Origin of the sequence: Citrobacter sp. Ct235 (assembly GCF_030332305.1) — a bacterium.
Classification (GTDB): domain Bacteria; phylum Pseudomonadota; class Gammaproteobacteria; order Enterobacterales; family Enterobacteriaceae; genus Citrobacter_A; species Citrobacter_A telavivensis.
Genome location: NZ_JAOWIC010000002.1, coordinates 136,335 through 158,468, shown reverse-complemented (window position 1 = coordinate 158,468; position 22,134 = coordinate 136,335). Strand labels below are relative to the sequence as shown.

Here is a 22,134-nt window from a genome sequence, read left to right as displayed (position 1 = left end):
CACTCCTCGCCGTTACCAGGTTCCGGAGGCGTCCAGCGTGCGGCTGGCAACCGTTTTTTCGACCGATGACGCAATACGTTCCTGCAACAGCTGGTAGTAGCGCTGCTCGTCAATGGGCAGCGCGACCCAGTCATCTATCCAGGTGGAGAGATGCATAGCATTGGAAAGCGTCAGGCCGTGAATGCCCTCCAGACCGGGGGCGATGAGCGGTTCGCCATGCAGAATGGCGGCGGTGAAATTGCGGGTAATAACAACGTGTTCGCTACACTCCGGGGCGGTGGGGATGGAAACTTCCCAGCACTCCGGTTCGCCGAAACCGTTTTGCCAGCGAGCGTTAAATTCTGTTTCGGATTCACGTAATCGCCAGAAACGCAGGCGACCCTCTTCGACAACCACTTTGCCGCGATCGCCGACAATTTCCAGACGGTTGGTGCCCGGCGCTTCGGCGGTGGTAGTGATGAAAACCCCCGTCGCCCCGTTCGCGTACTCGGCATACGCCGTCACCTCGTTTTCGACTTCAATCTGCCGATGCTTCCCGAACTGGCAGAAAGCGCGCATCCGCACGGGCATACCGACCAGCCACTGCCAGAGATCGAGTTGGTGCGGATCCTGGTTCAGCAACACGCCGCCCCCTTCGCCTTTCCAGGTTGCGCGCCAGCCGCCGGAGTTGTAGTAACTCTGCGAGCGATACCAGTTAGTGATGATCCAGTTGGAGCGGCGCAGTTCGCCGAGTTCGCCGCTGTCGATCAGGTCTTTCACCTTCTGATACAGCGGGTTAGGGCGCTGGTTGTACATCATGCTGAAGACCACGTCGCACTCGCGGGCGCAGGCGTTCATCTCCTTAACCTGAGCGGTGTAGACGCCAGCGGGTTTCTCACAGAGCGTGTGGATCCCCAGACGCATGGCCATGATGGACAGCCCAGGATGATCATAGTGCGGCGTCGCGACAATGACGGCGTCAATCAGTCCGCTCTCCAGCATGTCGCGCGCATCGCTGAACAGCGTCACGGATTCGCCCACCAGTTGGCGGATGGCGGCATGCTTAGCGGCGTTGTTGTCGCAGACGGCGGTCAGGCAGGCGTCATTCACGGTTCCCGCCAACAGATAACGGGCATGGACGGTACCGATGTTACCCACGCCAATAATGCCAAAACGTACTTTTTTCATGTCATGCCTTATTCAGGAACAAGGAGGGATAAGCGGAACATAAGAAACGCCTGGAAGGTCGACAACGTGATTTTGTGAGAGTGCTTGCAGGATGCAAAAGAAGTTAGCGTGCTAATTAAAAAGGTGTTTTAGAATCAACGAAGTATGTCTGCAAAAATTTGCAAAGATACATTGCGAGCGAGGTCACAGAATGCCGGGCAAGCTGAAAATGGATGAAATTGCCGCCTTAACGGGCTTCTCAGTAAGCACCGTTTCGCGGGTGCTAAGCGGGAAGTCCTACACCAGCGACAAGGCGCGTGAGGCAATAGTGAAATGTGCGCGACAACTGGGCGTTCTCGACTCACTCGCCAGTGGACGACTGTTGATTAACGGCATCGCCGTCTTCGCCCCGCAGCGTACGTTCACGGCACAGGGTGATGCTTTCTACCTTGAAGTGACGCGCGGCATTGCTGAGGCGGTCGCGTCGCACGATGTTTGGGTGAGCTATTGCGGCCTGGATGAGCAGCGTGCGGATATCAAAGCTTTTCTGGAAAAGGCCAACCATAAAAACATCAATGCCATCATTTTGATCGGCATTGATGATCCGACGATCCACAAGCTGGCGCTGTCGCTGGAGAAGCCCTGTGTGTTGATCAATACGCAGGACAGGGAAGGGCTGCTGGATTCGGTGTCGCCGGACCATCGGGCAATTGGCAACCGGGCGACGCAGTATCTGTTCGATCAAGGACACCGACGCATTCTCAACGTCACCAGCCTGCGGCGGGAAACGATGTACTGGCGGCTGGAAGGCATTAAAGAGGTCTATCGTCAGTACCAGATCCCGTTTGATACCCATTGCGATCTGCTGGTGACGGAAGGGTTCACTGCAGAAGAGTCGGAGCAGGCGATGGGCGAATGGCTGCGCGATACGCCGCGTCACGACTGGCCGGAAGTGATTTTCTGCGCCGGCGCGTCGATGTCCACCGGCATCCTGCAGGTACTGAACGCCCACGGGGTGCGCGTTCCGCAAGAGATGTCGCTGATGACCACGGGCGTACAGGAGCTGGACGCCTGCATCGTGGCGACGGTGAGCAGCATGACCATTCCCTGCCGGGCGCTGGGCGTGGAGGCGGTGCATCTGCTGCAACATCGCCTGAACCGGCCCGACGCGCCGGTATTTAATCTGTTGCTGAAAGGGATGCTTTCACAGAAAGGGACTGTCGCCAGCGCCACGCGGCATGCGGCCCGCGTGACGGTGGAACGCTGATCTTACGCGTCAGGGGGTAAACAGACGCCAATCCCGCCGATACCGCAGTAGCCGTACGGGTTTTTGTGCAGATACTGCTGGTGGTCGTCTTCCGCGTAATAAAACGGTGTCGCGTTGCTGATTTCGGTAGTGATGTGGCGATCGTCCCCCGCCGCGCGCATGGCGGCCTGGAAGCGCTCAACACTGGCGCGAGCGGCGCTGTCCTGCTCCGGAGTCAGCGGATAAATAGCCGAACGATATTGGGTGCCGTGGTCGTTGCCCTGTTGCATGCCCTGTGCCGGATCGTGGTTTTCCCAGAAAACCTGCAGCAACTGTTCATAGCTGATGACCGCCGGATCGTACACCACGCGCACCGCCTCGGCGTGGCCAGTTTCACCGGAACAGACTTCCCGGTAGGTGGGATTTGGCGTGTAGCCGCCGGTGTACCCCGCAGCCGTGCTGTAAACACCGGGCAACTGCCAGAACAACCGTTCTACGCCCCAGAAACAGCCCATCGCGAAAATCGCGATTTCCATCCCTTCAGGGACGTTCGTCATCGAATGTTCGTTGACGGCATGCAGCGTCGCCACGGGCATCGGGGTATTGCGCCCAGGTAATGCATCCGACGGTGAAATCAGGTGCTTTTTATCAAATAGACTCATGGTGCGGTTCTCCCGAAAATCAGTAATTGGGGTTAAGGTTGTAACAAGACGCGTATTTGCACACAATAACCGTTAGGAATGCGTCTACAGTAAACATAAGAAATATTTGGGTAGTCGTCTGTTTTTCAATCCCAGTTGTTGGGTTTTTGTTAAGCCGTGGATCGGCGTTATGATTTTTTCCAGGGTGGAAATAAGGGATATTCAGGAGAAAAAGTGCCACATATCCGTCAGTTATGTTGGGTGAGCCTGTTGTGTTTAAGCAGTTCTGCCTTTGCCGCGAACGTCCGTTTACAGGTCGAAGGGCTATCAGGAGAACTGGAGAAAAACGTCCGGGCACAACTCTCAACCATCCAGGGTGATGAAGTCACGCCGGACCGGCGTTTTCGCGCGCGCGTGGATGACGCCATTCGCGAAGGATTAAAGGCACTCGGCTATTACGAACCGACTATTGATTTCGATCTGCGTCCGCCTCCGGCGAAAGGGCGTCAGGTGCTGGTGGCCAAAGTGACGCCCGGTGAACCGGTGCGCATTGGTGGAACAGAAGTCATTTTACGCGGCGGCGCGCGTACCGACAGAGATTACCTGGATCTGCTGAAAACGCGTCCGGCGATCGGTACAGTGCTCGATCATGGGGACTATGACAGCTTCAAAAAGTCATTAACCAGCGTGGCGCTACGTAAAGGGTATTTCGACAGCGAATTTAATAAGAGCCAGTTGGGTATTGCGCTTGATCGTCATCAGGCGTTCTGGGATATCGATTACAACAGCGGTGAACGTTATCGCTTTGGTCACGTCTCTTTTGAAGGCTCGCAGATCCGCGAGGAGTACCTGCAAAACCTGGTGCCGTTTAAAGAAGGGGATGCGTACGAGTCGAAAGATCTCGGCGAACTGAACCGTCGACTGTCGGCGACCGGCTGGTTTAACTCCGTGGTTGTCGCACCCGAATTCGATAAAGCGCGAAAAACCAAAGTGTTGCCGCTGAAGGGGGTGGTGTCGCCGCGAACGGAAAACACCATTGAGACCGGGGTGGGTTATTCCACCGACGTGGGGCCGCGCGTGAAGACCACGTGGAAAAAACCGTGGATGAACGCTTACGGCCACAGCCTGACGACCAGCGCCAGTATCTCGTCACCAGAACAGCAACTGGATTTTAGCTATAAAATGCCGCTGCTGAAGAACCCGCTGGAGCAATACTATTTGGTGCAGGGCGGTTTTAAGCGTACCGATCTCAACGATACCGAACAGGACTCCACCACGCTTGCGGTTTCCCGCTACTGGGATCTTTCCAGCGGCTGGCAGCGCGCCATTAACCTGCGCTGGAGTCTCGACCACTTTACTCAGGGGGAGGTGACGAACACCACCATGCTGCTTTATCCCGGCGTGATGATCAGCCGTACCCGTTCGCGCGGCGGCCTGATGCCCACCTGGGGCGACTCTCAGCGTTACTCCATTGATTACTCCAACACCGCCTGGGGCTCCGACGTCGATTTCTCGGTCTTTCAGGCACAAAACGTCTGGATCCGTTCTCTGTACGATCGCCATCGCTTCGTGATGCGCGGTAATCTCGGCTGGATCGAAACCGGCGATTTCGACAAAGTGCCGCCAGACCTGCGTTTCTTTGCCGGGGGCGACCGCAGTATTCGCGGCTACAAATACAAATCCATCTCACCAAAATACAGTAACGGCGACCTGAAAGGGGCCTCAAAACTGGCGACCGGGTCGCTGGAATACCAGTACAACGTCACCGGTAAATGGTGGGGGGCGATGTTTGTCGACAGTGGTGAAGCCGTCAGTGATATCCGTAAAAGCGATATCAAAACCGGTGCCGGGGTGGGCGTACGCTGGCAGTCTCCGGTCGGGCCCATCAAGCTCGATTTTGCCGTTCCGGTCGGCGACAAAGATGAACACGGTTTACAGTTTTACATCGGTCTGGGGCCTGAATTATGAGTTTATGGAAGAAGATAAGCCTCGGCGTACTGATTTTTATCCTGCTGTTGCTGGGGACGGTGGCGTTTCTGGTTGGAACGACAACCGGTCTGCATCTGATCTTCAATGCCGCGAATCGCTGGGTGCCGGGGCTGGAAATCGGCCAGGTCACCGGCGGCTGGCGCGATCTGTCTCTGAAAAATATCCGCTTTGACCAGCCCGGCGTGGCGGTTAACGCGGGTGAAGTGCATCTGGCCGTGGGGCTGGATTGCCTGTGGAACAGCAGTCTGTGCGTGAACGATCTGTCGCTCAAAGACATTAATGTGGCGATCGACAGTAAAAAAATGCCGCCGTCCGCGCCGGTCGAAGAAGAAGAGAGCGGGCCGCTGAATCTCTCCACGCCGTATCCGGTAACGCTTTCCCGTGTGGCGCTGAACAACGTCAATATTAACATCGATGACACTACCGTGTCGGTGATGGCGTTTACCTCCGGCCTGCACTGGCAGGAGAAGGACCTGACCCTGAAGCCCACGTCGTTACAGGGATTGCTGATAGCGCTGCCGAAAGTGGCGGAGGTCGCTCAAGAAGAGGTGGTCGAGCCGAAGATCCAGAACCCGCAACCGGATGAAAAGCCGCTTGGCGAAACGCTGAAAGATCTGTTCTCGAAGCCGGTTCTGCCGGAGATGACGGACGTGCATCTGCCGCTCAATCTCAATATTGAAGAGTTCAAAGGCGAGCAACTGCGCATCACCGGCGATACTGACCTGACGGTGCATAATCTGCTGCTGAAGGTGAGTAGCATCGATGGCAACATGAAGCTCGATGCGTTGGACGTTGACTCTAACCAGGGCACGGTGAACGCCAGCGGGTCGGCCCAGTTAACCGACAACTGGCCGGTAGACATCACCCTGAACAGCACGCTGAACATGGACCCGTTGAAAGGCGAGAAAGTGAAGCTGAAGGTAGGCGGTGCGCTGCGTGAACAGCTGGAAGTGGGCGTGAACCTCTCCGGACCGGTGGCGTTGGATCTGCGTGCCCAGACGCGTCTGGCGGAAGCCGGGCTGCCGCTGAATCTGGAAGTGGTCAGCAAGCAGGTTTACTGGCCGTTTACCGGCGACAAACAGTTCCAGGCCGACGATATCAAACTCAAGCTCACCGGCAAGATGACGGACTACCGGCTCTCGATGCGTACGGCGGTGAAAGGACAGGATATCCCACCGGCGACCATCACGCTCGATGCGAAGGGCAACGAACAGCAGATTAACCTCGACAAGCTCAGCGTGGCTGCGCTGGAAGGGAAAACCGAGCTGAAGGCGCTGGTGGACTGGCAGCAGGCGATCAGTTGGCGAGGCGAATTGACGCTGGACGGCATCAATACGGCGAAAGAGGTGCCGGACTGGCCGTCGAAGCTCAATGGTCTGATTAAAACCCGGGGCAGCCTGTATGGCGGCAGTTGGCAGATGGAGGTGCCGGAGCTGAAGCTGACCGGTAACGTTAAGCAGAACAAGGTTAACGTTAATGGGTCGCTGAAAGGCAACAGCTACATGCAGTGGACCATTCCAGGGCTGCACCTGGAACTGGGGCCAAACAGCGCCGACGTGAAAGGTGAACTGGGCGTTAAAGATCTCAATCTGGATGCGACCATTGACGCGCCGGGACTGGACAACGCATTGCCGGGACTCGGCGGTACGGCAAAAGGGCTGGTTAAAGTACGTGGTACGGTTGACGCTCCGCAACTGCTGGCGGATATCACCGCCCGTGGGCTGCGCTGGCAGGAACTGTCGGTTGCCCAGGTGCGCGTGGAAGGCGACATTAAATCGACCGACCAGATTGCCGGTAACCTCAACGTGCGGGTTGAGCGCATTTCGCAGCCTGACGTGAACATCAGCCTCGTGACGCTGAACGCCAAAGGGAGCGAGAAGCAACATGAACTGCAACTGCGCGTTCAGGGCGAGCCGGTCTCTGGTCAACTGGATCTGACCGGGAGCTTTGATCGTAAAGAAGAGCGCTGGAAAGGCTCGCTGAGCAATACGCGTTTCCAGACGCCGGTAGGGCCGTTAACCCTGACCCGCGCCATCGCGCTCGACTACCGTAACCAGGAGCAGAAAATCAGTATCGGGCCACACTGCTGGGCAAACCCGAATGCTGAACTGTGCGTGCCGCAAACTATCGATGCCGGTGCCGAAGGGCGGGCGGTGGTGAATCTCAACCGCTTTGATCTGGCGATGCTGAAACCGTTTATGCCGGAGGCGACTCAGGCCAGTGGCGTATTCACCGGCAAAGCGGACGTGTCGTGGGACACCACCAAAGAGGGGCTGCCGCAGGGCAATGTCACGCTTTCCGGGCGTAACGTGAAGGTGACGCAGACGGTCAACGACGCGCCGCTGCCGCTGGCGTTCGATACCCTGAACGTGACGGCCGATCTGCGCAACAATCGTGCGGAACTGGGCTGGCTGATCCGCCTGACCAATAACGGCCAGCTTGACGGACAGGTACAGGTCACCGATCCGCAGGGCCGTCGTAACCTGGGCGGTAACGTCAACATTCGCAACGTCAACCTTGCGATGGTGAACCCGATCTTCGCGCGTGGTGAGAAGGCCGCAGGTATGCTGAGCGCCAATTTACGCCTGGGCGGTGATGTGCAGAGCCCGCAGATGTTTGGTCAATTGCAACTGAGCGGTCTGGATATCGACGGCAACTTTATGCCGTTTGATATGCAGCCGAGCCAACTGGCGATGAATTTCAACGGTACGCGCTCGACGCTTACCGGGGAGATACGAACCCAACAGGGGCAGATCAATCTGAGCGGCGACGCCGACTGGAGCCAGATTGACAACTGGCGCGCGCGCGTGGCGGCGAAAGGGAGTCGGGTACGTATCACCGTGCCGCCAATGGTGCGCCTCGACGTTTCTCCGGATGTGGTCTTCGACGCGACGCCGAATCTGTTTACGCTGGACGGACGGGTGGACGTGCCGTGGGCGCGTATTGTGGTACACGACCTGCCAGAGAGCGCCGTGGGCGTGTCGAGCGACGAAGTGATGCTCAATAATGACCTGCAGCCAGAGAAGCCGCAGAGCGCCGGGATCCCTATCAACAGCAATCTGATTGTACACGTCGGTAATAACGTGCGGATGGATGCGTTTGGTCTGAAAGCCCGTCTGACGGGCGATCTGAAAGTGGCGCAGGATAAACAGGGACTGGGTCTAAACGGACAGATCAACATTCCGGAAGGTCGCTTCCACGCCTACGGTCAGGATCTGATTGTGCGTAAAGGTGAGCTGTTGTTCTCGGGGCCGCCGGATCAGCCGTTGCTGAATATCGAAGCCATTCGTAACCCGGAGGCGACAGAGGATGAAGTGATCGCCGGCGTTCGCGTTACCGGAACGGCAGATGAGCCGAAGGCTGAGATCTTCTCTGACCCGGCGATGTCGCAGCAGGAAGCGCTCTCTTATCTGCTGCGTGGCCAGGGCCTGAGCAGCGATCAAAGCGACAGTGCGGCGATGACCTCAATGCTTATTGGTCTGGGGGTTGCACAAAGTGGTCAGGTTGTGGGTAAAATCGGGGAGACATTTGGCGTAAGCAATCTGGCACTGGACACGCAGGGGGTGGGCGACTCCTCCCAGGTCGTGGTCAGCGGATACGTACTGCCAGGTCTGCAGGTGAAATATGGTGTGGGTATATTTGACTCACTGGCGACACTCACGTTACGTTATCGTCTGATGCCTAAGCTATATCTGGAAGCCGTGTCTGGCGTAGATCAGGCACTGGATTTGCTCTATCAGTTTGAGTTTTAGCAATGCGAATATTTGTCTACGGCAGTTTACGAACCAAACAAGGCAACAGCCACTGGATGACCAACGCCCAGTTGCTGGGAAATTACAGTATCGATAACTACCAGTTGTACAGTCTGGGCCACTATCCAGGCGCAGTTCCGGGGAACGGAACGGTACACGGTGAGGTTTATCGTATTGATAATGCGACTCTGGCCGAGCTGGATGCTTTGCGCACCCGCGGCGGTGAATACGCACGCCAGTTGATCCAGACGCCGTACGGCAGTGCATGGATGTACGTGTACCAGCGTCCGGTGGACGGATTAACGCTGATCGACAGCGGTAACTGGTTAGACAGAGACCAGTACTGAAACCTCCGCGCCACCTTCGGGTGGCGTTGTTTTATGCGATGTCACTCGCATTCCGGATTGCCGGCCTTCCGGTGCTCTTTTCCCCTTTTGCCAAAACGCAGGCATAAAAAAACCCTTACTGACCGGTACCCGGCGTTCAGGGTTTTCAGCGTTCAGCGAACTTATTTCTTCGCGGCGCGCTCGAAGGAGGCAATGATTTCAGCTTTAGCGGCTTCAGCGTTGTCCCAACCGTCCACTTTCACCCACTTGCCTTTTTCGAGATCTTTGTAGTGCTCGAAGAAGTGCGTGATCTGTGCTTTCAGCAGTTCCGGCAGGTCGTTCACATCTTTGATGTGATCGTACTCTTTGCTCAGTTTGGTGTGCGGCACGGCAACCAGTTTCGCATCTTCACCGGATTCGTCGGTCATTTTCAGTACGCCAACCGGACGGCAGCGGATAACGGAGCCAGGTTCCAGCGGATACGGGGTCGGGACCAGAACGTCAACCGGGTCACCGTCCAGAGACAGAGTGTGGTTGATGTAACCGTAGTTGCACGGATAGAACATCGCGGTGGACATGAAGCGGTCAACGAACAGTGCGCCGCTCTCTTTGTCGACTTCGTATTTGATCGGATCTGCGTTAGCCGGGATCTCGATAACAACGTAGATATCTTCCGGCAGGTCTTTACCTGCTGGGACGTTGAGTAAGCTCATGTCTGTTTCCTTTAACTGTGTCGTAAACAAGTGGCGAGTATTATAGCGATCTCGCGACGAATGTCTTCGCCTGATTTTGTTTTCACTCGCCTCGTACCGGTCTTTTCAGACCACTCGCATGACAGGAAAATCCATATCTTCAGCCGCTTTTTTCATAGTGAAATGGAAGCGATTACAAACTTGTGATTAACGTTCTATTTACTTTTTTGAAGTGTGATGTAACGCAATCCGTTACATGCTCGATTGTCTATAGTTTTTTCGCGACTGTTTCTTAACCAACAATAACCTACCCTACGAGGACACAGTTATGTGGAAGCGCTTACTTATCGTCACAGCAGTTTCGGCAGCCATGTCGTCTATGGCCATGGCCGCCCCATTAACCGTAGGATTTTCGCAGGTCGGCTCTGAGTCCGGCTGGCGCGCCGCAGAGACCAACGTGGCGAAAAGCGAGGCCGAGAAGCGCGGCATTACGCTGAAAATCGCTGACGGTCAGCAAAAGCAGGAAAACCAGATTAAAGCCGTGCGTTCATTTGTCGCTCAGGGCGTTGATGCCATCTTCATTGCGCCGGTGGTGGCGACAGGATGGGAGCCGGTGCTGAAAGAAGCGAAAGATGCCGAGATCCCGGTCTTTTTGCTCGATCGTTCCATCGATGTAAAAGACAAATCTCTCTATATGACCACCGTTACCGCCAACAACGTGCTTGAAGGTCAACTGATCGGTGACTGGCTGATCAAAGAGGTTAACGGTAAGCCGTGTAATGTGGTTGAGCTGCAGGGCACCGTCGGTGCCAGTGTGGCCATTGACCGTAAGAAAGGGTTTGCTGAGGCCATTGCCAAAGCGCCAAACATCAAAATCATCCGTTCCCAGTCCGGTGACTTCACCCGCAGTAAAGGTAAAGAGGTCATGGAAAGCTTTATCAAAGCGGAGAACAACGGCAAGAACATCTGCATGGTTTACGCCCATAACGATGACATGGTGATCGGTGCTATCCAGGCTATCAAAGAAGCGGGGCTGAAGCCGGGCAAAGATATTCTGACCGGTTCTATCGACGGCGTACCGGACATTTATAAAGCAATGATTGACGGTGAAGCGAATGCCAGCGTTGAACTGACGCCGAACATGGCGGGTCCAGCCTTCGACGCACTCGAGAAGTTCAAGAAAGATGGCACGATGCCTGAGAAGGTCACTATCACCAAATCGACGCTGTACCTGCCGGATACCGCGAAAGAAGAGTTAGAGAAGAAGAAAAACATGGGCTACTAAGTTCAGACCCGTTCTGGTGGCATACCTTACACCGTAGGCCTGATAACCGAAGCGCCATCAGGCAAATGTTCTGCCGGATGGCGGCGTAACGGCCTTATCCGGCCTACGGCCACGCTTTGTACCGGAGGAAGATCATGACGACTGAACAACACCAGGAGATCCTCCGTACAGAGGGGTTAAGTAAATTCTTTCCTGGCGTCAAAGCGCTGGATAACGTCGATTTCAGCCTGCGTCGCGGGGAAATCATGGCGCTGCTCGGCGAGAACGGCGCCGGAAAATCCACGCTCATTAAAGCGCTGACCGGCGTCTATCACGCCGATCGCGGTACCATCTGGCTGGAAGGCAGCGCCATCTCCCCCAGAAATACCGCACATGCTCAACAACTGGGTATTGGCACGGTGTATCAGGAAGTGAACCTGCTGCCGAATATGTCGGTGGCGGACAATCTGTTTATTGGCCGTGAACCTAAGCGCTTTGGCCTGCTGCGGCGCAAAGAGATGGAAAAGCGCGCCACGGAACTGATGGCGTCTTACGGCTTTTCCCTCGACGTGCGCGAACCGCTGAACCGCTATTCGGTGGCCATGCAACAGATCGTGGCTATCTGCCGGGCGATCGATCTTTCCGCTAAAGTCCTGATCCTCGATGAACCCACCGCCAGCCTCGATACGCAAGAGGTTGAGATGCTGTTCGGCCTGATGCGTCATCTGCGCGATCGCGGCGTGAGTCTGATCTTCGTTACCCATTTTCTCGATCAGGTCTATCAGGTTAGCGATCGGATCACCGTCCTGCGTAACGGCAGTTTTGTCGGCTGCCGTGAAACCCGCGAGCTGCCGCAGATCGAACTGGTCAAAATGATGCTGGGACGCGAGCTGGACACCCATGCGCTACAGCGCGCGGGACGCACCTTGCTTAGCGACAAACCGGTTGCCGCGTTCAAAAATTTCGGCAAGAAAGGGACGATCTCCCCGTTCGATCTCGACGTTCGTCCCGGTGAGATCGTCGGTCTGGCTGGACTGCTCGGATCCGGACGCACCGAAACGGCTGAGGTGATCTTCGGCATCAAACCGGCGGACAGCGGCAGCGCGCAGATTAAAGGCAAAGCGCAGACGCTGCGATCCCCTCACCAGGCGTCGTGCCTGGGAATCGGTTTTTGCCCGGAAGACCGAAAAACGGACGGCATTATTGCCGCCGCCTCGGTACGGGAAAATATCATCCTGGCGCTACAGGCCCAGCGCGGTTGGCTGCGGCCGATTGCGCGCAAAGAACAGAATGACATTGCCGAGCGGTTTATCCGCCAGCTTGGCATTCGCACCCCCAGCGCAGAACAGCCGATCGAATTTCTCTCCGGCGGCAACCAACAAAAAGTGCTGCTGTCGCGTTGGCTGCTGACCAAACCGCAGTTTCTGATCCTCGACGAACCGACGCGAGGGATCGACGTGGGGGCGCATGCCGAGATCATTCGCCTGATCGAAACCCTGTGCGCTGATGGTCTGGCGTTGCTGGTGATCTCCTCGGAGCTGGAGGAACTGGTGGGATATGCGGATCGGGTGATCATCATGCGTGACCGCAAACAGGTGGCGGAGATCCCGCTGGCTGAACTGTCCGTTCCGGCGATCATGAACGCCATCGCGGCGTAAGGAGACTCTTGTGATGCCCCAATCTCTCCCGCAAACCACGCCGCCGAAGCGACGCTTTCGCTGGCCGACCGGCATGCCGCAACTGATTGCGCTGCTGCTGGTGCTGCTGGTAGACAGCCTTGTCGCCCCCCACTTTTACCAGATTGTGTTGCAGGACGGGCGTCTGTTCGGCAGTCCAATCGATATCCTGAACCGCGCCGCCCCCGTCGCTTTGCTGGCAATAGGGATGACGCTGGTGATTGCCACAGGCGGCATTGACCTTTCCGTTGGCGCGGTGATGGCGATTGCCGGGGCCACGACCGCCGCGATGACCGTCGCGGGTCACAGCTTGCCGGTGGTGCTGCTCGCCGCGTTGGGGACCGGCGTTCTGGCCGGCCTGTGGAACGGCGTTCTGGTGGCAATCCTCAAAATTCAGCCCTTTGTCGCCACGCTGATCCTGATGGTGGCAGGCCGCGGTGTGGCGCAACTGATCACCTCCGGACAGATTGTCACCTTCGACTCGCCCACGCTCTCCTGGTTTGGTAGCGGTTCGCTGCTGCTGTTTCCCACACCGGTCATTATCGCGCTGATCACGCTGGTGCTGTTCTGGCTGCTGACCCGGCGAACGGCGCTTGGGATGTTTATTGAAGCCGTAGGGATCAACATCCGGGCGGCGAAAAATGCCGGGGTGAACACGCGGGTCATCGTCATGCTCACCTACGTGCTGAGCGGGCTGTGCGCGGCGATTGCCGGGATTATCGTCACGGCGGATATTCGCGGTGCTGATGCCAACAATGCCGGATTGTGGCTGGAGCTGGACGCCATTCTGGCGGTGGTGATCGGCGGCGGTTCCCTGATGGGCGGGCGTTTTAATTTGCTGCTGTCAGTGGTGGGTGCGCTGATCATTCAGGGGATGAACACCGGGATCCTGCTGTCCGGATTCCCGCCGGAGATGAACCAGGTGGTCAAAGCCATCGTGGTGCTGTGCGTACTGATTGTGCAGTCACAGCGCTTTATCAGTCTGCTAAAAGGAGTGCGTGGTCGTGATAAAACGTAATTTACCGTTAATGATCACCCTCGGGGTTTTCGTGCTGGGCTATCTCTACTGCTTAACCCAGTTCCCCGGCTTTGCCTCCACGCGCGTTATCTGCAACATTCTGACCGATAACGCCTTTCTGGGGATCATCGCCGTGGGGATGACCTTCGTGATCCTCTCCGGTGGGATCGATCTCTCCGTCGGATCGGTCATCGCCTTCACCGGCGTATTCCTGGCGAAGGCTATCGGCTACTGGGGGATCTCACCGCTGCTGGCGTTTCCGCTGGTACTGGCGATGGGCTGTGCGTTTGGCGCTTTCATGGGGTTGTTGATTGATGCGCTAAAGATCCCGGCCTTTATCATCACGCTTGCCGGTATGTTCTTCCTGCGCGGGGTCAGCTACCTGGTGTCGGAAGAGTCGATCCCGATTAACCATCCCATTTACGACACGCTGTCCAGTCTGGCGTGGAAAATCCCCGGTGGCGGTCGCCTGAGCGCGATGGGTCTGCTGATGTTGGCGGTGGTCGTGATGGGTATTTTCCTCGCGCATCGCACCCGGTTTGGCAATCAGGTGTATGCCATTGGCGGAAATGCGATTTCGGCGAACCTGATGGGGATTTCCACCCGCAGCACGACGATTCGCATCTATATGCTGTCGACCGGGCTGGCGACGCTGGCCGGGATTGTCTTTTCTGTCTACACCCAGGCCGGCTACGCGCTGGCAGGGGTTGGTGTGGAGCTGGACGCCATCGCGTCGGTGGTGATCGGTGGCACGTTGCTGAGCGGTGGGGTGGGTACGGTTCTTGGAACGCTGTTTGGCGTGGCGATTCAGGGGCTGATCCAGACCTACATTAACTTCGACGGCACGCTCAGTTCATGGTGGACGAAAATTGCCATTGGCGTTTTGTTATTTATTTTCATTGCGTTGCAGCGTGGCCTGACGGTGCTCTGGGAAAATCGACAGAGTTCGCCGGTGACGCGTATTGCTGATTCAGGGAGCAGGAATTGATATCTGTTTGCCGATGCAGTCCAGGACAGAACAGACGGTTTTTGCTACAGTGCCTGTTTTACGGCAAGTGGGTTGGATATGGCTTCATTAAAGGATGTTGCGCGCCTGGCGGGGGTGTCGATGATGACGGTCTCCCGGGTAATGAATAATGCGGAATCAGTACGCCCTGCAACGCGTGACAGCGTGTTGCAGGCTATCCAGACCCTGAATTATGTTCCCGATCTTTCCGCCCGTAAGATGCGTGCCCAGGGGCGTAAGCCATCGACCCTTGCCGTGCTGGCGCAGGATACGGCCACAACGCCTTTCTCAGTCGATATCCTGCTTGCCATTGAACAAACAGCCAGCGAGTTCGGCTGGAACAGTTTTTTAATCAACATTTTTTCTGATGATGATGCCGCGCGTGCGGCGCGCCAACTGCTTGCTCACCGGCCGGATGGCATTATCTATACCACGATGGGGCTACGGCATATCACGCTACCTGAAGTTCTGCATGGCGAAAATATCGTTCTGGCGAACTGTGTGGCGGACGATCCCGCGTTACCCAGCTATATCCCTGATGATTACACCGCGCAGTACGAGGCAACCCAGTATTTGATCGCGGCGGGATATCGTCAGCCATTATGCTTCTGGTTACCCGAAGGCGCGCTGGCGACAGGGTACCGTCGACAGGGATTTGAACAGGCCTGGCGTAATGCCGGACGGGATCTGGCGGATGTGAAGCAATTTCACATGGCGATGGGTGACGATCACTATACCGATCTTGCAGGTTTACTGGACACCCGCATTCCATCGGGTAAACCCGATTTTGATGTTCTGATTTGTGGTAACGATCGCGCCGCCTTTGTGGCTTATCAGGTTCTTCTGGCGAAAGGGATCCGCATTCCACAGGATGTTGCTGTTATGGGGTTTGATAACCTGGTGGGCGTCGGGCATCTGTTTTTACCCCCATTAACCACAATGCAGCTTCCACACGATATTATCGGGCGGGAAGCTGCACTGCATGTGATTGAAGGACGTACCGGCGGCGGCCAGAAACGGATCCCTTGTCCGCTGCTGATCCGTTGTTCCGCCTGACCGTTGATTACCCCAGTAGCCAGAGTTCGCCTTGCAGCAGTATGGCTTCTCCATGAGCGGCATAGAGAGACAGTTCACGTTCCTCTGGCTGCGGATAGATTCGGCTGCTCATGACCGCTTCCCCACCATTAATGAATACCTCAATGGATGACTTATCGATAAAGATCCTCAGATCAAGTGGTTCACCTTGCGTAAGGGGAATACTGCGGTAACCATCTATGTTTTCTTGCGGGTAATACCGCCACAAAACGAGCCGTCCGGACTGATTATCGATATACAGTCGCATCCCTGTGCCGAGCTGTAACCCGTAATGCTCGGCATGACTATTCTGACAATCCCACCGTAATTGAATTTCGATCGCTTGTGCGTTTTCCTGCAAAACGCGTTTGCTGTCGACGTTGTTGGCAGGAATAGGTTGATACCGCTGGCGTAACGACTCTGCTTCCCGCACCGGGCGCTGGATGAGTTTGCCGTTGCTCTCAGAGAGCTCTCGAGCCAGCGTCATGCAACCTGCCCAACCCTCACGTTTTGATGGCATTGATGATTCCCACATATCCATCCAGCCGATGATGATGAGCCTGCCATCTTTAGCGGTAAAACTTTGCGGCGCATAAAAATCATGCCCGTGATCGAGTTCAGTAAAAGGGCCTGACTGTGCAAAGATCCGCCCAGGAGACCAGACCCCAGGTATGACTCCGCTCTGAAAGCGATTCCGGTTACAGTATCCTTCTGCCTTCATTCCTTGTGGTGAAAACATCAGGTAATGGTGTTCACCAGGACGGAAAAAGTCCGGACACTCCCACATATAGCTTTCGCCTGCGTTGGCATGCGCCAGTACGCGATCGAAGGTCCATTCACGCAATGATTTACCACGATAAAGTAAGATCTGCCCGGTGTTACCAGGATCTTTTGCACCTACCACCATCCACCAGGTGTTTGCTTCTCGCCAGACTTTAGGATCGCGAAAATGCATAATCCCTTCTGGCGGGGTCAGCACCACACCCTGTTTTTCAAAATGGATCCCATCCCGACTGGTTGCCAGACACTGTACTTCACGAATGGCGTCATCATTGCCTTCTCCTGCAAGCCAGACATGACCGGTATAGATGAGCGATAGCACACCGTTGTCATCGATGGCACTGCCCGAAAAACATCCATCTTTGTCATCCTCATCGCCAGGTGCCAGCGCAATAGGCTCATGGCGCCAGTGGATCATATCTTCACTGGTGGCATGTCCCCAGTGCATAGGCCCCCAGTGTTCGTTGAATGGGTGATGCTGATAAAACGCGTGATAGCGATTATTAAACCAGATCAGCCCGTTGGGATCGTTCATCCACCCTGCTGGCGGGGCAAGGTGGAAATGGGGATAAAAGGTGTTTCCACGGCGGGTGCGCAGCTTTTCCAGCGCTTTTTGCGCCATGTGTAATCTTGATTGCGTCATCTAAGCTCTTCCTGGTTTAGCAATAATAGTTGAATTGTTAACGTTAACTTTTGCAAAAATAAAGATCTTAATTGTGGTTAATGTGATGATTGTCGCAAATGTTAACGTTAACTATGCGGTTTTGTGATCGATTATGCATGTTGGGGCAAATTCATGACGGTTTTGAGAAAAAGCGGTTTATCAATGTGCGTAAGCCAGATGAAGCCGGGGGAGAAACATGTCAGCCAAAGTATGGGTTTTAGGTGATGCGGTTGTAGATCTTATGCCTGAATCAGATGGAAGGTTATTGCCTTGCCCTGGTGGCGCGCCGGCTAACGTTGCGGTGGGGATAGCCAGATTAGGTGGGGCAAGTGGATTTATAGGTCGGGTGGGGGATGATCCTTTTGGCGCTTTGTTAAGAAGAACGCTGAAAGCGGAAGGGGTTGATACTTCACGGTTGAAGCAGGATGAATGGCACCGGACATCGACTGTGCTTGTCGATCTTAATGAACAAGGAGAGCGTTCTTTTACATTCATGGTTCGCCCCAGCGCCGATCTTTTTCTGGAGGCAACCGATTTGCCCGAATGGCGGCACGGCGAATGGTTACATCTCTGTTCAATTGCCCTGTCTGCCGAACCTTCACGTACCAGTGCTTTTATTGCGATGTCAGCGCTTCGACGTGCAGGCGGCTTTGTCAGCTTCGATCCCAATATCCGTGACGATCTCTGGCAAGACAAACAGTTGTTGCGCTTGTGTTTGTTGCAGGCGCTTCAACTGGCAGACGTGGTCAAGCTGTCGGAAGACGAATGGCGGCTTATCAATGGAAACGCTCAGTGTGATCGGGATATCTGCGCCCTGGCAACGGAGCATGAAATTACCATGCTGTTGGTGACGAAAGGGGCTGATGGTGTGGTGGTCTGCTACCGCGGGGAGGTTCACCACTTTGCCGCGATTCCCGCGAATTGTGTAGACAGCACCGGGGCGGGGGATGCGTTTGTCGCCGGATTACTGGCAGGTCTGGCTGCTGAAGGCTTCCCTGCGCATGAGGGCGAATTACAACACATTATAGAACTCGCTCAACGCTGCGGAGCGCTTGCGGTAACGGCAAAAGGGGCGATGACAGCGCTGCCGCATCGACAAGCGCTGGAACGGTGTAAGTAAACAACGAGGCCGATTTTGCCTCTGAACAGGACGTGATTTTTGTTAACGACAGGCAGGTAATTATGGCATTGAAGATTCCATTCAGAAATGCGTACTATCGTTTTGCATCCAGTTATTCATTTCTCTTTTTTATTTCCTGGTCACTGTGGTGGTCGTTATATGCCATTTGGCTGAAAGGACATCTGGGTTTAACAGGGACAGAATTAGGCACACTTTATTCGGTTAACCAGTTTACCAGCATGCTGTTTATGGTGGCCTACGGTATTATTCAGGATAAGCTTGGCCTGAAGAAACCTCTCATCTGGTGTATGAGTTTCATCCTGGTCCTGACGGGGCCGTTTATGATTTACGTTTACGAACCGCTACTGCAAAGCCATTTTTCTGTTGGGTTGGTTCTGGGATCTCTCTTTTTTGGCCTGGGGTATCTGGCGGGCTGTGGCCTGCTTGACAGTTTCACCGAGAAAATGGCGCGGAGTTTTCATTTTGAATATGGAACCGCGCGTGCCTGGGGGTCATTTGGTTATGCCATTGGCGCATTTTTCGCTGGCATCTTTTTCAGTATTAATCCCCATATCAACTTTTGGCTGGTCTCGCTATTTGGCGCCGTGTTTATGATGATCAACATGCGCTTCAAAGATCAGGAGCAGCAGTGCGTAACGGCTGAAGCGGGTGGGGTAAAAAAAGAGGATTTTATCGCTGTCTTCAAAGATCGTAACTTCTGGATCTTCGTTGTGTTTATTGTGGGGACGTGGTCTTTCTATAACATTTATGATCAACAGCTCTTTCCGGTGTTTTATGCTGGTCTGTTCGAATCACACGATGTTGGAACGCGCGTATATGGATATCTGAATTCGTTCCAGGTCGTGCTTGAAGCACTGTGCATGGCGAGTATTCCCTTCTTTGTTAATCGGGTGGGGCCAAAAAATGCATTACTCATCGGCGTGGTGATTATGGCACTGCGCATCCTCTCTTGCGCCTTGTTCGTTAATCCCTGGGTCATTTCGCTGGTGAAGCTCCTGCATGCTATTGAAGTTCCACTTTGCGTCATCTCCGTATTCAAATACAGCGTAGCGAACTTTGATAAGCGACTGTCATCGACAATCTTCCTGATTGGCTTTCAGATTGCCAGTTCGCTGGGGATAGTATTGCTTTCAACGCCAATAGGGATTCTCTTTGACCTCGCAGGCTACCAGACCGTGTTTTTCGCCATCTCGGGTATCGTCTGCTTGATGTTGCTTTTTGGCATTTTCTTCCTGAGTAAAAAACGAGAACCGTCCGTGCCAGAACCTTCACTGAATTCAGCGACATAAACCTAAACTTTTTCCGGTTGTTGTCGATAGTTTCTGTATATCTTACAACCGGAAAATAACGATGCCAAAATCCCTCTCCCTACGAAATACCCTGTTGGTTTTATTGTCGCTTATTACCCTGTTACTACTGCTAACAGGCGGCATGGGGATTTACGCCTCCACGCGTATTATTACCTCATGGGTCTATTACGGGGTGATGACGGCGACGACGCTGACGGCCATCGCTCTGCTGGCGGTGGTTTGGCTGTTATTGCGCAATAAGCTCCTGAAACCGCTCGATAATGTCGTTGAACAACTCGAACGCCTGGCGACAGGGGATTTATCGGCGGCGGAAAGCCGCTATGCCAGCGCCGAGTTTAATCGCCTGCAGGCTGCGCTCGAAGGGATGCGCGTGGCGCTGAGCGAGTCCGTCAAACGCGTCCGCGATGCCAGTTCGCAGATAGACACCGGCAGTCGCGAACTGACGGCGGGTAATATTCATCTGGCGACACGCACCGAATCGACCGCGACCTCGCTGGAACAAACCGCCGCCAGCATGGAGGAGCTCACCGCGACGGTGAAACAGAATGCGGAAAACGCCGATCAGGCGCATCAACTGGCGAAATCAGTTTCTGATACCGCCGATCGCGGCAGTGAAATGGTGTGTTATGTCATTGAAAAAATGCGCGATATTTCCGGTAGTTCTAACCGTATTGCCGATATTCTTGGCGTGATCGACGGGATTGCGTTCCAGACCAATATTCTGGCGCTGAACGCCTCGGTTGAAGCGGCGCGCGCGGGAGAGCAGGGACGCGGTTTTGCCGTGGTGGCAGGCGAAGTGCGCAATCTGGCCAGCCGCAGCGCGGAGGCCGCGAAAGAGATCCGCACGCTCATTGGCGACTCGCAGTCGCAGGTGGGGGAGGGCAGCGACCTGGCAATGCAGGCGGGTGAAACGATGGATGAGATTGCCAGCGAAGTGATGCGGATGACCAAACTGATGCGGGAAATTGCCAGCGCGTCGCAGGAGCAGAGTCGCGGTATCGAACAGGTGAATATCGCGGTGAGCCAGATGGATGAAACGGCGCAGCAGAATGCGGCCCTGGTACAACAGTCCTCCGCGGCAACGCGATCGCTTGAAGAGCAGTCGCACGCGCTTATCGAAGCGATGGCGTCGTTTAAATTGCAGACCGCCTGATGTGAAATGCCGGATGACGACGTTGACACGTCTTATCCGGCCTACGCAGCTATTGTAGGCCGGATAAGCGCTAGCGCCATCCGGCAAGGGGTTTACGCGTCCGGGAACTCCCGGATAAAGCGTTCCACATCTTCAACCATATGGTTGTTGCCAACGAAGAACGAACGGCGCTGGTGCAGGCTTTCCGGGGTGATATCCAGAATTCGCTCTTTCCCGTCGCTCGCTTTCCCGCCGGCTTGCTCTGCGAGGAATGCCATTGGGTTGCACTCGTACAGCAGACGCAGTTTTCCTTCCGGGTGGCTGGCGGTGCTTGGGTAGAGATAAATTCCACCTTTCAGCAGGTTACGGTGGAAGTCAGCAACCAGTGAGCCGATGTAGCGCGAGGTGTACGGGCGCTGCGTGGATTTATCCTCTTCCTGGCAGAACTTGATGTACTTCTTCACACCATTCGGGAATTTAATGTAGTTGCCTTCGTTAATGGAGTAAGTGTTGCCTTTCTCCGGGAAGCGCATGCGCTCCTGACACAGGCAGAACACGCCCAGCGACGGATCGTAGGTAAAGGCGTGGACACCGCAGCCGGTGGTGTAAACCAGCATCGTGGAGGAGCCGTACACCACGTAACCCGCAGCAACCTGTTTGTTGCCCGGTTGCAGGAAATCTTCTTCAGTGACCGGCGTGCCAACAGGTGTCACGCGGCGGTAGATAGAGAAAATGGTCCCGACAGAGACGTTAACATCGATGTTGGACGATCCATCCAGCGGATCCATCAGCACCACGTATTTCGCGTGTTCACAGCCTTCGAAAACGACGATTTCATCTTCTTCTTCAGAGGCAATACCCGCGACGATATCACGCGCCTTGAGTGCAGCTTTCAGTTTTTCGTTCGCGAACAGGTCGAGTTTCTGCTGAACCTCGCCCTGTACGTTCTCAGCACCGCTGGCACCCAGGATATCGACCAGACCGGCCTTGTTGATATCGCGGTGGATGATCTTGGCGCCCAGCTTTATTGCCGACAACAACGCAGTGAGCTCACCTGTAGCATGAGAGAACTCGTGCTGCTTCTCGACAATAAATTCACCTAACGTTTTCATAACACTTTCCCTGCAATTAATATGGAGTAAAGCGACCGTAACAATCTTAACAAATATTTCAGTGGCTGCGCTCAGGTGAATCGCGCCAGCAAACTACGGATTATCCTGAAATGCGTTTCTCACTTGCCTGACATATGCGTAAAATGCCCCCTGGGTTAAATTAGG

General features: G+C 55.0%; 17 protein-coding genes. 12 read left to right on the top strand and 5 right to left on the bottom strand.

Going from position 1 to position 22,134, the window contains the following annotated elements:
• Positions 1-12: 12 nt before the first annotated feature.
• Entirely contained in the window at positions 13-1,167 is a 1,155-nt protein-coding gene (locus OGY35_RS00690; protein ID WP_286631161.1) for a Gfo/Idh/MocA family protein, read from the bottom strand.
• Positions 1,168-1,357: 190 nt separating this feature from the next.
• On the opposite strand from OGY35_RS00690, the gene OGY35_RS00685 reads away from it, so the two are divergent.
• The gene (locus OGY35_RS00685; RefSeq protein WP_286631160.1) at positions 1,358-2,413 is read left to right on the top strand and encodes a LacI family DNA-binding transcriptional regulator; all 1,056 of its coding nucleotides are present in this window, start codon (positions 1,358-1,360) and stop codon (positions 2,411-2,413) included.
• Between the two features lie 2 nt (positions 2,414-2,415).
• Here OGY35_RS00685 and msrA read toward each other — a convergent pair whose 3' ends face one another.
• On the bottom strand, positions 2,416-3,054 hold the full coding sequence (msrA, locus tag OGY35_RS00680) for a peptide-methionine (S)-S-oxide reductase MsrA (RefSeq protein ID WP_152401721.1): 639 nt from the start codon (positions 3,052-3,054) through the stop codon (positions 2,416-2,418).
• Positions 3,055-3,267: 213 nt separating this feature from the next.
• On the opposite strand from msrA, the gene tamA reads away from it, so the two are divergent.
• The 3 genes from tamA to OGY35_RS00665 are packed head-to-tail and all read left to right on the top strand — an operon-like array spanning position 3,268 to position 9,121.
• Complete coding sequence (gene tamA / locus OGY35_RS00675) at positions 3,268-5,001, top strand: autotransporter assembly complex protein TamA (RefSeq protein WP_152401723.1); 1,734 nt, start codon at positions 3,268-3,270, stop codon at positions 4,999-5,001.
• Positions 4,998-8,774 (top strand): autotransporter assembly complex protein TamB, encoded by a 3,777-nt coding sequence (tamB, locus tag OGY35_RS00670; RefSeq protein WP_286631159.1) that lies wholly within the window; start codon positions 4,998-5,000, stop codon positions 8,772-8,774. Before tamA ends, tamB begins: the two co-directional genes overlap by 4 nt.
• Before the next feature lie 2 nt (positions 8,775-8,776).
• Entirely contained in the window at positions 8,777-9,121 is a 345-nt protein-coding gene (locus OGY35_RS00665) for a gamma-glutamylcyclotransferase family protein (RefSeq protein WP_042321581.1), read from the top strand.
• Between the two features lie 161 nt (positions 9,122-9,282).
• On the opposite strand, the gene ppa is transcribed toward OGY35_RS00665, so the two are convergent.
• Positions 9,283-9,813, bottom strand: coding sequence for an inorganic diphosphatase (gene ppa / locus OGY35_RS00660; RefSeq protein ID WP_008460444.1), 531 nt, complete (start codon positions 9,811-9,813; stop codon positions 9,283-9,285).
• A gap of 307 nt (positions 9,814-10,120) precedes the next feature.
• Here ppa and ytfQ point away from each other — a divergent pair, with 307 nt between their 5' ends.
• The 5 genes from ytfQ to OGY35_RS00635 all read left to right on the top strand — a co-directional run bounded on the left by ytfQ (position 10,121) and on the right by OGY35_RS00635 (position 15,812).
• On the top strand, positions 10,121-11,077 hold the full coding sequence (gene ytfQ / locus OGY35_RS00655; protein ID WP_042999211.1) for a galactofuranose ABC transporter substrate-binding protein YtfQ: 957 nt from the start codon (positions 10,121-10,123) through the stop codon (positions 11,075-11,077).
• 134 nt (positions 11,078-11,211) lie between these two features.
• Positions 11,212-12,714, top strand: a complete 1,503-nt coding sequence (gene ytfR / locus OGY35_RS00650; RefSeq protein ID WP_152401728.1) for a galactofuranose ABC transporter, ATP-binding protein YtfR — start codon at positions 11,212-11,214, stop codon at positions 12,712-12,714.
• A 13-nt stretch (positions 12,715-12,727) separates the two neighbouring features.
• The gene (ytfT, locus tag OGY35_RS00645) at positions 12,728-13,750 is read left to right on the top strand and encodes a galactofuranose ABC transporter, ATP-binding protein YtfT (protein WP_286631158.1); all 1,023 of its coding nucleotides are present in this window, start codon (positions 12,728-12,730) and stop codon (positions 13,748-13,750) included.
• On the top strand, positions 13,737-14,738 hold the full coding sequence (yjfF, locus tag OGY35_RS00640) for a galactofuranose ABC transporter, permease protein YjfF (RefSeq protein ID WP_152401731.1): 1,002 nt from the start codon (positions 13,737-13,739) through the stop codon (positions 14,736-14,738). The genes ytfT and yjfF overlap by 14 nt, the downstream gene beginning before the upstream one ends.
• Before the next feature lie 78 nt (positions 14,739-14,816).
• Positions 14,817-15,812, top strand: a complete 996-nt coding sequence (locus OGY35_RS00635) for a LacI family DNA-binding transcriptional regulator (RefSeq protein ID WP_286631157.1) — start codon at positions 14,817-14,819, stop codon at positions 15,810-15,812.
• A 7-nt stretch (positions 15,813-15,819) separates the two neighbouring features.
• Here the strand turns inward: OGY35_RS00635 and cscA are convergent, their stop codons facing one another.
• The gene (gene cscA, locus OGY35_RS00630; RefSeq protein WP_286631156.1) at positions 15,820-17,253 is read right to left on the bottom strand and encodes a sucrose hydrolase; all 1,434 of its coding nucleotides are present in this window, start codon (positions 17,251-17,253) and stop codon (positions 15,820-15,822) included.
• A 217-nt stretch (positions 17,254-17,470) separates the two neighbouring features.
• Here cscA and cscK point away from each other — a divergent pair, with 217 nt between their 5' ends.
• The 3 genes from cscK (at position 17,471) to OGY35_RS00615 (ending at position 20,878) form a co-directional block, all read left to right on the top strand.
• A complete protein-coding gene (cscK, locus tag OGY35_RS00625) occupies positions 17,471-18,394 on the top strand; it encodes a fructokinase (RefSeq protein WP_286631155.1) in 924 nt (307 codons plus the stop codon).
• Positions 18,395-18,456: 62 nt separating this feature from the next.
• Positions 18,457-19,704 carry a sucrose MFS transporter gene (cscB, locus tag OGY35_RS00620; protein WP_152401739.1) on the top strand — a complete coding sequence of 416 codons (1,248 nt, stop codon included), beginning with the start codon at positions 18,457-18,459 and terminating at the stop codon, positions 19,702-19,704.
• Positions 19,705-19,765: 61 nt separating this feature from the next.
• On the top strand, positions 19,766-20,878 hold the full coding sequence (locus OGY35_RS00615) for a methyl-accepting chemotaxis protein (RefSeq protein ID WP_152401741.1): 1,113 nt from the start codon (positions 19,766-19,768) through the stop codon (positions 20,876-20,878).
• Positions 20,879-20,970: 92 nt separating this feature from the next.
• On the opposite strand, the gene fbp is transcribed toward OGY35_RS00615, so the two are convergent.
• Positions 20,971-21,969: a class 1 fructose-bisphosphatase gene (fbp, locus tag OGY35_RS00610; protein WP_042321606.1), complete on the bottom strand. Its 999-nt coding sequence runs from the start codon at positions 21,967-21,969 to the stop codon at positions 20,971-20,973.
• Positions 21,970-22,134: the final 165 nt, after the last annotated feature.

Coding starts and splice junctions, on each gene's coding strand:
- msrA (WP_152401721.1), bottom strand. CDS start 3,054: ATGAGTCTATTTGATAAAAAGCACCTGATTTCACCGTCGGATGCATTA.
- cscA (WP_286631156.1), bottom strand. CDS start 17,253: ATGACGCAATCAAGATTACACATGGCGCAAAAAGCGCTGGAAAAGCTG.
- cscK (WP_286631155.1), top strand. CDS start 17,471: ATGTCAGCCAAAGTATGGGTTTTAGGTGATGCGGTTGTAGATCTTATG.
- OGY35_RS00685 (WP_286631160.1), top strand. CDS start 1,358: ATGCCGGGCAAGCTGAAAATGGATGAAATTGCCGCCTTAACGGGCTTC.
- OGY35_RS00690 (WP_286631161.1), bottom strand. CDS start 1,167: ATGAAAAAAGTACGTTTTGGCATTATTGGCGTGGGTAACATCGGTACC.
- ytfT (WP_286631158.1), top strand. CDS start 12,728: ATGCCCCAATCTCTCCCGCAAACCACGCCGCCGAAGCGACGCTTTCGC.
- OGY35_RS00665 (WP_042321581.1), top strand. CDS start 8,777: ATGCGAATATTTGTCTACGGCAGTTTACGAACCAAACAAGGCAACAGC.
- OGY35_RS00635 (WP_286631157.1), top strand. CDS start 14,817: ATGGCTTCATTAAAGGATGTTGCGCGCCTGGCGGGGGTGTCGATGATG.
- tamB (WP_286631159.1), top strand. CDS start 4,998: ATGAGTTTATGGAAGAAGATAAGCCTCGGCGTACTGATTTTTATCCTG.
- ppa (WP_008460444.1), bottom strand. CDS start 9,813: ATGAGCTTACTCAACGTCCCAGCAGGTAAAGACCTGCCGGAAGATATC.
- fbp (WP_042321606.1), bottom strand. CDS start 21,969: ATGAAAACGTTAGGTGAATTTATTGTCGAGAAGCAGCACGAGTTCTCT.
- ytfR (WP_152401728.1), top strand. CDS start 11,212: ATGACGACTGAACAACACCAGGAGATCCTCCGTACAGAGGGGTTAAGT.
- ytfQ (WP_042999211.1), top strand. CDS start 10,121: ATGTGGAAGCGCTTACTTATCGTCACAGCAGTTTCGGCAGCCATGTCG.
- OGY35_RS00615 (WP_152401741.1), top strand. CDS start 19,766: ATGCCAAAATCCCTCTCCCTACGAAATACCCTGTTGGTTTTATTGTCG.
- cscB (WP_152401739.1), top strand. CDS start 18,457: ATGGCATTGAAGATTCCATTCAGAAATGCGTACTATCGTTTTGCATCC.